Source organism: Rhodanobacter terrae (genome assembly GCF_042657005.1).
GTDB classification, from domain to species: Bacteria; Pseudomonadota; Gammaproteobacteria; order Xanthomonadales; family Rhodanobacteraceae; genus Rhodanobacter; species Rhodanobacter terrae.
The window spans coordinates 117,699-127,040 of the sequence record NZ_JBHSNG010000003.1; the positions used below are offsets into that span (position 1 = coordinate 117,699).

Genomic DNA, 9,342 nt, shown 5'->3' on the forward strand with positions numbered 1-9,342 from the left:
CTGCACCATGCCGATCACCGTAGCCGCTTTGCGTGAGACCGCCGCCGGGGAGCGCCGCGTGGCGATCACGCCCGAGATGGCGAAGAAGCTGCGCGGCAAGGGCTTGCGCGTCCTGCTGGAACACGATGCGGGTCGCGCCGCCGGGTTTCCGGACAGCTCCTATGCAGAGGCCGAGTTCGCCGACGCTGCCGGCGTGCTGGCGCAGGCCGATCTGCTGGCTTGCGTGCTGCCGCCGGACAACGCGGTGTTCGCCGGCTTGCGCGAGGGAAGTGTGGTGGTCGGTCAACTGCGGCCCTACGGTGCGGCCGATCGGGTGGCCGCGCTGGCTGCGCACAAGCTGACCGCGTTTTCTCTGGAGCTGCTGCCGCGCACCACGCGGGCGCAGGCGATGGATGTGCTGAGTTCGCAGGCGGCGGTGGCGGGTTATCGCGCCATGCTGATCGCCGCCGAGGCCTCGCCGAAGTTTTTCCCCATGCTGACCACCGCCGCCGGCACGATCCGGCCTTCCAAGGTGCTGGTGATCGGTGCCGGCGTGGCCGGGCTGCAGGCGATCGCCACCGCGCGTCGTCTGGGTGCGCAGACAGAAGGCTACGATGTGCGCCCGGAAACCCGCGAACAGGTCGAATCGCTGGGCGCGAAGTTTCTCGAACTCGGCGTCAGTGCGGCCGGCAGCGGCGGCTATGCGCGCGAGCTGTCGGCGGAGGAGCGCGCGGCGCAGCAGCAGGCGCTGGCCGAGCATCTGAAATCGATCGACGTGATCGTCACCACCGCGGCGGTACCGGGACGGCCGGCACCGAAGATACTCACGGCAGCGATGGTCGATGGCATGAAACCGGGTGCGCTGATCGTCGATCTGGCCGCCGAGGGCGGCGGCAACTGCGAACTGACCCGGCCGGGCGAGCGGGTCGAGCATGGCGGGGTGGTGATCCTGGGGCCGCTGAACCTGCCGGCGGGCGCACCGCTGCATGCGTCGGAGATGTATGCGCGCAACGTCTTCAACTTCGTCGAGCTGCTGGTGCACGACGGCGCGTTGCAGCCGGATTTCAACGACGAGCTGGTCGCCAGGAGCTGCCTCAGCCACGCCGGCGAAACCCGCTTCAGCGCGTAAGCGGCCGAATCACTTTCTTCCGGAACAAGCCGTCCCGCGCAAGGCGGGGCGGCGCCGGGTCATGGCTGGCCGAAAGGCGGGTGGCCGTGGCCGGGGCGACCCCATTGCAGGCGCTGCGCGGGGGGCAGGGCATGCCATTCACGTATCAGTTTTTCGCGCTGTGCCGGCGGCAGTTGCTGAAAGCGTTCGAAGGTCTTGTGCAACTGTCGGCGCTGCTCCGGCGGCAGCTGATTGAACTTGCGGATGTTTTCGCGCGCCTGCTGGCGCTCTTGCGGCGTCATCTGTTGCCAGCGGGCAATGCGCTGACGAACTTCCTCGCGTTTTTCCGGCGGCAAGGTGACCCAGTGCTCGGACCGCTTCAGCATGTGCGCCTGCTTGCGTGGCGGCATGCTGTCCCACTCCTGCCGCAACGGCGCCAGCACCTCGCGCTGGGCCGGATCGAGGCTGCTCCACGGGTGCGCCGGCGCATTCTGCGCATGCAGCGGCATGACCGCGACAGCGCCAAGCAGCGCGGCCAGCAGCGGAAGGAGGAGCGGACGTAGCGGTCTGGTCATGGCTCAGCGGTTTGCCGGATGGCTGTCGGCGGTAGCCAGCCAGCCATAGAAGTCGAGGTTCTGATAGAGGTTCGGATCGGCCTTGTCGGCATCCGGCGGCAGATCGCTGTCGAGGTCGGCCGTCGAGTCGGCGCTGCCGTTGAGGGCTGGTGCGGACGCTGCTTCATGATGCTGCGGCAATGGATGCCACACCATCATCGCGGCCAGTGCGATCACGGCGAAGGCGCCGGTCGGGATCAGCCAGCGAACGGGGTGGTGTGCCGGTGCCTGCGCCGCCTCCAGTGCCTGCCGCCGTGCCGCGCGCAGACGTCCGGCGGTGGCCGGGTCGATGCGCTGTGCGGCTTCGTGCCAAAGCTCGCGGGCACGCTGTTCGACGTGTTTGTCGGGGCGGTTCTTTTTGGACGAGGTCATCGCCAGTCCTCCAGTAGATCGCGCAGATGATGCATCGCTCGTGACAAATGCGTTTTCACGCTGCCTTCGGAACAGCCCATGGCCCGGGCGGTTTCCGCCACGTCCAGCCCTTCCAGCACGCGCAGCATGAAGGCTTCGCGCTGGCGTTGCGGCAGTTGGCGGACGGCCGCCGCCATGTCGGCGTAGGACTGCGTGTCATGCAGCCGGTCGAGCGGCCCCGGGCCCTGGTCCGCGGGTTCCCACGAAGGCAGTTCGTCGCCGTCGTCGTCGCGCCCGCCGCCGAGCCAGCCCACCACGATCGAGCGCACCTTGCGACGGCGCTGCAGATCGACGATGCGCCGGCGCAGAATGCCCCAGAACAGCGGCGACCATTCCAGCGCGGGTTTGTCGCGGTAATGCTTGACCAGCCGCAGCATGGCGTCCTGCACCGCGTCCATGGCGTCCTCGCGCTGGCGCAGTTGCAATTCGGCCATGCGGAACGCGCGCCGTTCGACCTGCGCCAGAAAAGCATCCAGCGTGGCGGGCGTCTCGCGGGTATCGCTCAGCAGGCCTTCGGCCAGCATGTCCGCGTCGAGCGTACCGGCCACGCTGCTCATGGCCGTCTCGTCCGCATCGTCGAATGGCGCATCCTCGGGCTCCATCGGTTCGGTTCCCGTAATCAACGCAGCAGGCTCGCACGGGTTGACCTGCACCCGTATGATGCGAAGACAACGTCCTGGCGGGCGGTTCTCATAGGGGATGGGTCATGATCGATGGTTTCCTGGCGCTGTATATCTTCATGCTGGCCGCGTTTACCGGCTACGAAATCATCGCGCGGGTGCCGGTGATCCTGCACACGCCGCTGATGTCCGGTTCCAATTTCGTGCATGGCATTGTGCTGGTTGGGGCGATGATCGCGCTAGGCCATGCGCAGACGCGGTTCGAGATCGTGATCGGCTTCATCGGCGTCCTGCTGGGGGCTGGCAACGCCGCAGGCGGCTACGTGGTGACCGAGCGGATGCTGGAGATGTTCAAGCCCAGCAAGCCGGGCACCGGCAAGGGAGCTCACTGATGAGCTGGCTGCCGATCGCGATCAAGGCTTGTTACTTCCTTGCCGCACTGCTGTTCATCCTGGGCCTGAAACGCATGAGTTCGCCGCGTACGGCGCGCGGCGGCATCGTCTGGGCCGGTTACGGCATGTTGCTGGCGGTGCTGGCCACGTTCTTCCTGCCGGACATGCAGCATCGCGGGCTGATCGTCGCCGCCGTGCTGATCGGTGTCAGCGCCGCCTGGTGGAGCGGCAAGCGCGTGGCGATGACCGCGATGCCGCAGATGGTGGCGCTGTACAACGGCATGGGCGGCGGCGCGGCGGCGGCGATCGGCGCGGTCGAGCTGATCGGTTACGTACGCACGCTGGCGATCCTGCATCCGGCGGGCATTCCGGATACCTCGCCGTTGCGCCCGGAGAGCTGGGCGATCAATGCGCTGCCGCCGATATCGGCGCTGGTTGCGCTGTCGCCGGTCGAACTGGCGCTGGGCGTGCTCGGTGCGCTGATCGGCGCGGTGAGTTTCTCCGGTTCGTTGATCGCGTTCGCCAAGCTGCAGGGCTGGCTGGACAAGCGCTTCGTGTTTCCGGGCCAGCGCGCGGTCAACCTGTTGCTGCTCGCCGCGGCGGTGCTGATCGGCGTCCTGCTGGCTTGCGGCCACGCCAGTTTGCCCTTGATCGTGGTGTTCTTCGCGCTGGCGCTGCTGTTCGGGCTGATGATGACGTTGCCGATCGGCGGCGCGGACATGCCGGTGGTGATCTCGCTGTACAACGCGTTCACCGGTCTGGCGGTGGCGTTCGAGGGTTTCGTGCTGGGCAACGAGGCGATGATCATCGCCGGCATGGTGGTCGGCGCCGCCGGCACGCTGCTGACCCAGTTGATGGCCAAGGCGATGAACCGTTCGCTCGGCAACGTGCTGTTCGGCAGCTTCGGCGCCGCCGGCGGCGAGGCGCAGGCGATCGAGGGCGCACAGAAGCCGATCGACGCGGCCGATGCGGCGGTGATGATGGCGTACGCCGAGCGCGTGGTGATCGTGCCCGGCTACGGTCTTGCCGTGGCGCAGGCGCAGCACAAGGTGTGGGAGTTCGCCCAGCTGCTGCTCAAGCGCGGGGTGAAGGTAAAATTCGCGATTCACCCGGTGGCCGGCCGCATGCCCGGCCACATGAACGTGCTGTTGGCCGAGGCCGGCGTGCCATACGACCTGATCGCCGACATGGACGACATCAATCCGGAGTTTCCGGCCACCGACGTGGCGCTGGTGATCGGGGCGAACGACGTGGTGAATCCGCTGGCCAAGACCGACCCGGCTTCACCGATCTACGGCATGCCGATTCTCGACGTGAGTGCGGCCAAGCACGTGATCGTGATCAAGCGCGGCAAGGGCACCGGCTTTGCCGGTATCGAGAATGCGCTGTTCTACGCCGACAATACCCGCATGCTGTACGGCGACGGACAGGCGGCGGTGGGCGAACTGGTGACGGAGCTGAAGGCGATCGACGCCTGAGTCACTTGCCGCTCGCCATGGCGCGCGCGGGCTTGCGTGGCGCGCGCCACGCAAGCCACGCCGCCAGCAGCGTGGCCAGTGCGGTCCAGCCGACATCCGCCGGCGACCAGGCCATGCGCGCCAGTTGCCACAGCATGCCGGTGCCGGCCGTACGCAAGGTCGCGATCAGATCCATCCCCATGTTGCCGGCGATCAGTACGCCGGCGATCAGCATGTTCACGTAGATTGCCGCCAGCACCGTGGCCCACGCGGCCAGCAGCCCGGCACCGATGCCCGCCGATCGCACATAGCCGCGGATGGCCCAGGCCAGCAGCGCACCGATCGGAACGGCCAGCCACGGCAGCGGCTGACGCAGATACAGCGTGGCGACCATCCATACCGCACCGGCGGCCAGCCCCAGCATGGCGGCGCTGAACAGCGCGAACGCGAACATCAATACGTTGCGCACACTCATCGGTGACGGCACGGCGGGGTGGCTGGGAACATGCGTTTGTCCATCAGGCAAAGCAGTCATCATAACGTGATGCCGGCAGCCGACGCCGGCAACTGCATTCCGGCATCCCCTTGAGTTCAACGATTCCGGCCTGATCTGGGACAAGCGGAGCCGCGCGGCGGACGGCATAATGGACAACCTGGGTTCGACGCGTGGTCGCGCCCGCAGGTACAAGCCCACAAATACAGGATTGGCGAGTGGCATGAGTGGTTTCAGTCTGAGCAGCGAACCCTTCACCTTGTTGCGCGATTGCAGCGCCGTCATGGTGCCGCAAGGCGACGTGGTGAGCCTTCCTGCCGGCCAGATCGGCTACATCACCCAGGCGTTGGGCGGCAGTTTCACCGTGTACGTGGAAGGCAACCTGTTCCGCGTCGCCGGCAACGACGCCGACGCGCTGGGCAAGGAACCGCCGGCTCCGATCGAGGTGCCCGATGACGCCACCAATGCCGATGTGGAAAAACTGGCGTGGGATCAGCTGCGCACCGTGTTCGATCCGGAGATTCCGGTCAATGTGGTCGAGCTGGGGTTGGTCTACGACCTCAGCCTGGAGCAGACCGAGTCGGGCGAGCGCAAGGTCTACGTGAAGCTCACCTTGACTGCGCCCGGCTGCGGCATGGGCGACATCCTGGTGGACGACGCGCGCACCAAGCTGGAAATGATTCCCACCGTGGCCGAAGCGGACGTGGATCTGGTGTTCGATCCGCCGTGGACCCATTCGATGATGTCCGATGCCGCCAAACTCGAGACCGGCATGCTGTGAGCTTTTGCCCGCCCTCCCCGCGGTGAGGGCGGGCGGCTGCGCTCAGCCCGCTTCCTCGAAGCGGTTGGCGTCGCGGTTCTTGCGCACCTTCGCCGGATCCCATACGCGGCCGTTCATGGTGATGTAGACGCCGTCGGGCAGGGTCTGCACCGCGGCCACGGCGCAGCCGATGTTGAACACGGCATCGGAACCCTGGAAGCGTGCGGGGTTCAACGCGCCGGTCAACACGATCACCTTGCCCTTGATGGTGGCCAGTTCCTTGGCCGTCTCCACCATGGTGTCGGTGCCGTGGGTGACCAGCACATGGCGATGCGGCTGGGCCTCGATCGTCGAGCGCACCAGCGCACGGTCCTCGGCACCCATGTGCAGGCTGTCCTTGCGCAGGATCGGAATCACGTCGAACTGAAACGCCACGCCGAGCTGGCCGAGGATCTCGCCGATCTGCGGCGCACCGATCTTGTAGTCCGACTTGTCGTCGAAATAGATCTTGTCGATCGTGCCGCCGGTGGTGACGATGGTGAGATGCTGCATGCGCGTGGCCGAGGAGGGGGACGGGGCATTTTAGCCTGTGCCCACCTGGAGCGCTCGCCGCCCCGGTTTATCGTTGTTGTTGCTGTTGCTGTTGCTGTTGCTGTTGCTGTTGCTGTTGCTGTTGCTGTTGCTGTTGCTGTTGTTGCTGTTGTTGCTGTTGCTGTTGTAGGAGCTCGCTCGCGGGCGATGCGGTTGCTTTGATGTCGGATAGGAAAAATCAGAACAACCGCATCGCCCGCGAGCGGGCTCCTACAACAGCAACAACAAGAACGATCAGCGAAAAGGTCATCCCAGCAACAGGGCGGTGTCGCCGGCATCCGGCGTCACCAGCCGGTCGAGGCCGTGGCCGACGAAGCGCCGCAGCGCTGCCGCCGGACGTTGCTCGCCGTGCCGGCGCGACCAGCTGGCTTGGCGCGCCAGCAGCGCGGCGCTCGCACAGCGGGCCAGGGTGAAGGCGAGGCCGCGTGCGCCGGCCTCCCGCGTGTCGCGCGCGATCGCGTGCTGGTCGAGCCAGCGCGCGGCGGCGTCCAGCGTCTGCCGGATCGCGCTGGTCGCGTGCATGTCGTCGTTGCCGTCCAGCCAAATGGCGCTGGATGCGCGCAGAGCTGCGAAACTGTCGCCAGTCAGCGCGCGCAGGCTGTCCAGCGACAGCACATTGGTGGTGCCTTCCCAGATGGCATACACCTGTGCGTCGCGCAGCAGCTGGGGCAGACCGGTATCCTCGATGTAGCCGGCGCCGCCGAAACACTCCAGCGCCTCGGAGCACAGCTTCACCGCCAGCTTGCCGGTCCACAGCTTGGCCAGCGGCGTGAGCAGGCGCAGCAGTGCGGCTTCCTGCGGAGTGGCGGCGTCATGCTCGACGCGGCCGAGCAGGTGGGCGATCTCGAACGCCAGCGCGAACGCGGCCTCGAACTCGGCCTGCATGTCGGCCAGCGTCTGCGCATGCAGCGGCTGCTCGATCAATGGATGGCCAAACGCCTGCCGACGCATCGCGTAATCGCGCGCCAGGCCGATCGCGCGCGCCATGCTCGCGACCGCGCAGACCGCGTTCCAGGTGCGGGTGACATTGAGCATCGACGCCACCTGGCGCACGCCGTGGGCGAGCTCGCCCAGCGGCCAGGCAGGCAGCCCCTCCAGATGGATTTCCGCGGTGGGCAGTTCGTGCGTGCCGAGTTTGTCCTTCAGGCGATCGATCACGAGTTCCGGCTTGCGCCGCTCACCGTCCATCGTCTCGACATAGAACAAGGCCAGCGCCGCGGCGCCGACCGCTGCGCCTTCCGGCCGCCCCAGCGCCAGCGCGGCCTCGCCGACCACCGCCGAGCTGAACCACTTGCGCCCGTACAGTCGCCATTGGCCGCTGGCGTCCTCTCGTGCAACGGTTTCGGTGTTGCCCACGTCGGAGCCGCCGGTGTTCTCGGTCATCCACTGGCCGCTGAGCCAGAAGGTCGAAGCGTCGCGGCTGAGGAAATGCGGCAGCGCGCGTTCGATCAGCCAGCGATTGCCGGAGGCCTTGAGCGCGGTGGCGGCGCCGTCGGTCATCGCCAGCGGGCAGGTATAGAACTCGCTGGCGAGGTGATACAGGTAGACGCGGGCGAACTCTTCCAGCCGCGCATGTTCGCTGTCGCCATGGCCGGCGGCGAGCACGGCATGCCGAGTCGTTATCGCCGCGCCTTCCTGCCAGGCTGGCGTGAGCTCGACGCGGTCGACCCGCTGCCCCCACGCATCCCACTGCGTCAGCACCGGCTTGCGCCGCGTCGTCGTGCTCGCGCGCCGCCATGCCATCTGCGCGTAATCGCCCAGCGCGTCGAGGTCGGCATCCAGCGCGGCTCGCCGGTCGGCCGGAAGCGCGCGATCGAGCAAGGCCAGCAGCGAGCGATCGTTGCGATACGGGTGCGGCAGTTGCGGCGCGTCCTGCAGGAATCCCATGAGAAGCTCTCCCCCGCTGCGATTCTCCCGAGTATAGGCAACCGGGCTATACAGGATTGGTTAACTGTGTTGTTTGCGCTTCACGCCGGCTCCCAGCGTGCCGATCAACAACAGGGTGAGCGCGATCTCGGCCAGCGCCAGCCCGCGTTCGGCGGACGAACTCCAGCCTTCGGCGATACCGTGGCAGAAATAGAACAGGCTGAGGATGCCGACCCATAGCAGGGCGCGGCGTGGACCGCGGATCGCCAGCAGCGGCAGCAGCAGCGGAATGACAGTGATCGCCAGCACCAGCCACAGGGGAGTGGTTGGCGGCGGGAACAGCCAGCCGTGCCACAGCAGCTGCAGCACGACCAGCGCGGCCCAGGCGAGCAGGCCCAGTCGTTGTTCTGTCGGCAGCGTGCTCATGCGGTGCCGGCCAATTTGCGTGCCGTGACGGCGAGCCGGCGACCCAGCGCGCGGGCCAATTCGCGTTCATGTTCGGTGATCGGGTTGTCGCCCTTGGCGCCGGCTACATGGCTGGCGCCGTAAGGGGTGCCGCCGCTTTGCGTGGCGGTCAGCGCCGGTTCGGTGTACGGCACGCCCAGCACCAGCATGCCGTGATGCAGCAGCGGCAGCGCCATCGTCAGCAAGGTGGATTCCTGGCCGCCGTGCATGGTGCTGGTCGAGGTGAACAGGGCGGCCGGTTTGCCGACCAGCGCGCCGCTGGCCCATTCGGCGCCGGTCGAGTCGAGAAAATATTTCAGCGGCGCGGCCATGTTGCCGAAACGGGTGGGGCTGCCCATCGCCAGTCCGATGCAGTCGAGCAGATCCTGTTTCTGCGCGTAGGGTGCACCGTCCTCGGGTTCGGGAGGTTGTGCCGTTTCGGTCACCGGCGCCACCGGCGGCACCTGGCGCAGGCGCGCACGCATGCCGGGGACCTCCTCGATGCCGCGCGCTATCAGTCGCGCCATCTGCGCGGTGTGGCCGCTGCGGCTGTAGTACAGGACCAGGATTTCGTGGCTCATGCGCTGGAGCTCATGGAGATGGGGCT

At 67.1% G+C, this 9,342-nt stretch carries 12 protein-coding genes; 4 read left to right on the plus strand and 8 right to left on the minus strand.

Annotated elements, in window-relative coordinates:
* Positions 1-7 precede the first annotated feature (7 nt).
* Complete coding sequence (locus ACFPPB_RS04180) at positions 8-1,108, plus strand: NAD(P) transhydrogenase subunit alpha (RefSeq protein WP_377324707.1); 1,101 nt, start codon at positions 8-10, stop codon at positions 1,106-1,108.
* A 59-nt stretch (positions 1,109-1,167) separates the two neighbouring features.
* On the opposite strand, the gene ACFPPB_RS04185 is transcribed toward ACFPPB_RS04180, so the two are convergent.
* From ACFPPB_RS04185 to ACFPPB_RS04195, 3 genes are read right to left on the minus strand one after another with little or no spacing between them, the layout of a single operon-like run.
* Complete coding sequence (locus ACFPPB_RS04185) at positions 1,168-1,662, minus strand: DUF3106 domain-containing protein (protein WP_377324709.1); 495 nt, start codon at positions 1,660-1,662, stop codon at positions 1,168-1,170.
* A 3-nt stretch (positions 1,663-1,665) separates the two neighbouring features.
* Positions 1,666-2,073, minus strand: coding sequence for a hypothetical protein (locus tag ACFPPB_RS04190; protein ID WP_377324711.1), 408 nt, complete (start codon positions 2,071-2,073; stop codon positions 1,666-1,668).
* A complete protein-coding gene (locus ACFPPB_RS04195) occupies positions 2,070-2,669 on the minus strand; it encodes an RNA polymerase sigma factor (RefSeq protein ID WP_377325045.1) in 600 nt (199 codons plus the stop codon). The genes ACFPPB_RS04190 and ACFPPB_RS04195 overlap by 4 nt, the downstream gene beginning before the upstream one ends.
* 149 nt (positions 2,670-2,818) lie before the next feature.
* On the opposite strand from ACFPPB_RS04195, the gene ACFPPB_RS04200 reads away from it, so the two are divergent.
* Both ACFPPB_RS04200 and ACFPPB_RS04205 read left to right on the plus strand, forming a co-directional pair.
* Positions 2,819-3,124, plus strand: a complete 306-nt coding sequence (locus ACFPPB_RS04200; RefSeq protein ID WP_377324713.1) for an NAD(P) transhydrogenase subunit alpha part 2 — start codon at positions 2,819-2,821, stop codon at positions 3,122-3,124.
* The gene (locus ACFPPB_RS04205; protein ID WP_377324715.1) at positions 3,124-4,602 is read left to right on the plus strand and encodes an NAD(P)(+) transhydrogenase (Re/Si-specific) subunit beta; all 1,479 of its coding nucleotides are present in this window, start codon (positions 3,124-3,126) and stop codon (positions 4,600-4,602) included. Before ACFPPB_RS04200 ends, ACFPPB_RS04205 begins: the two co-directional genes overlap by 1 nt.
* A 1-nt stretch (position 4,603) precedes the next feature.
* Here the strand turns inward: ACFPPB_RS04205 and ACFPPB_RS04210 are convergent, their stop codons facing one another.
* Complete coding sequence (locus tag ACFPPB_RS04210) at positions 4,604-5,056, minus strand: hypothetical protein (protein ID WP_377324717.1); 453 nt, start codon at positions 5,054-5,056, stop codon at positions 4,604-4,606.
* Between the two features lie 241 nt (positions 5,057-5,297).
* Between ACFPPB_RS04210 and sufT the strand changes: the two genes are divergently transcribed.
* Entirely contained in the window at positions 5,298-5,855 is a 558-nt protein-coding gene (gene sufT, locus ACFPPB_RS04215; protein ID WP_377324719.1) for a putative Fe-S cluster assembly protein SufT, read from the plus strand.
* A 42-nt stretch (positions 5,856-5,897) separates the two neighbouring features.
* On the opposite strand, the gene ACFPPB_RS04220 is transcribed toward sufT, so the two are convergent.
* The 4 genes from ACFPPB_RS04220 to wrbA all read right to left on the minus strand — a co-directional run bounded on the left by ACFPPB_RS04220 (position 5,898) and on the right by wrbA (position 9,316).
* Positions 5,898-6,386 carry an asparaginase domain-containing protein gene (locus ACFPPB_RS04220; protein ID WP_377324721.1) on the minus strand — a complete coding sequence of 163 codons (489 nt, stop codon included), beginning with the start codon at positions 6,384-6,386 and terminating at the stop codon, positions 5,898-5,900.
* Positions 6,387-6,671: 285 nt separating this feature from the next.
* The gene (locus ACFPPB_RS04225) at positions 6,672-8,312 is read right to left on the minus strand and encodes an acyl-CoA dehydrogenase family protein (protein WP_377324723.1); all 1,641 of its coding nucleotides are present in this window, start codon (positions 8,310-8,312) and stop codon (positions 6,672-6,674) included.
* A 60-nt stretch (positions 8,313-8,372) separates the two neighbouring features.
* A complete protein-coding gene (locus tag ACFPPB_RS04230) occupies positions 8,373-8,717 on the minus strand; it encodes a DUF2069 domain-containing protein (RefSeq protein ID WP_377324725.1) in 345 nt (114 codons plus the stop codon).
* On the minus strand, positions 8,714-9,316 hold the full coding sequence (wrbA, locus tag ACFPPB_RS04235) for an NAD(P)H:quinone oxidoreductase (protein WP_377324727.1): 603 nt from the start codon (positions 9,314-9,316) through the stop codon (positions 8,714-8,716). The genes ACFPPB_RS04230 and wrbA overlap by 4 nt, the downstream gene beginning before the upstream one ends.
* Between the last annotated feature and the right edge of the window lie 26 nt (positions 9,317-9,342).

Coding starts and splice junctions, on each gene's coding strand:
- ACFPPB_RS04210 (WP_377324717.1), bottom strand. CDS start 5,056: ATGAGTGTGCGCAACGTATTGATGTTCGCGTTCGCGCTGTTCAGCGCC.
- ACFPPB_RS04190 (WP_377324711.1), bottom strand. CDS start 2,073: ATGACCTCGTCCAAAAAGAACCGCCCCGACAAACACGTCGAACAGCGT.
- ACFPPB_RS04225 (WP_377324723.1), bottom strand. CDS start 8,312: ATGGGATTCCTGCAGGACGCGCCGCAACTGCCGCACCCGTATCGCAAC.
- ACFPPB_RS04230 (WP_377324725.1), bottom strand. CDS start 8,717: ATGAGCACGCTGCCGACAGAACAACGACTGGGCCTGCTCGCCTGGGCC.
- ACFPPB_RS04205 (WP_377324715.1), top strand. CDS start 3,124: ATGAGCTGGCTGCCGATCGCGATCAAGGCTTGTTACTTCCTTGCCGCA.
- ACFPPB_RS04200 (WP_377324713.1), top strand. CDS start 2,819: ATGATCGATGGTTTCCTGGCGCTGTATATCTTCATGCTGGCCGCGTTT.
- sufT (WP_377324719.1), top strand. CDS start 5,298: ATGAGTGGTTTCAGTCTGAGCAGCGAACCCTTCACCTTGTTGCGCGAT.
- wrbA (WP_377324727.1), bottom strand. CDS start 9,316: ATGAGCCACGAAATCCTGGTCCTGTACTACAGCCGCAGCGGCCACACC.
- ACFPPB_RS04180 (WP_377324707.1), top strand. CDS start 8: ATGCCGATCACCGTAGCCGCTTTGCGTGAGACCGCCGCCGGGGAGCGC.
- ACFPPB_RS04185 (WP_377324709.1), bottom strand. CDS start 1,662: ATGACCAGACCGCTACGTCCGCTCCTCCTTCCGCTGCTGGCCGCGCTG.
- ACFPPB_RS04195 (WP_377325045.1), bottom strand. CDS start 2,669: ATGAGCAGCGTGGCCGGTACGCTCGACGCGGACATGCTGGCCGAAGGC.
- ACFPPB_RS04220 (WP_377324721.1), bottom strand. CDS start 6,386: ATGCAGCATCTCACCATCGTCACCACCGGCGGCACGATCGACAAGATC.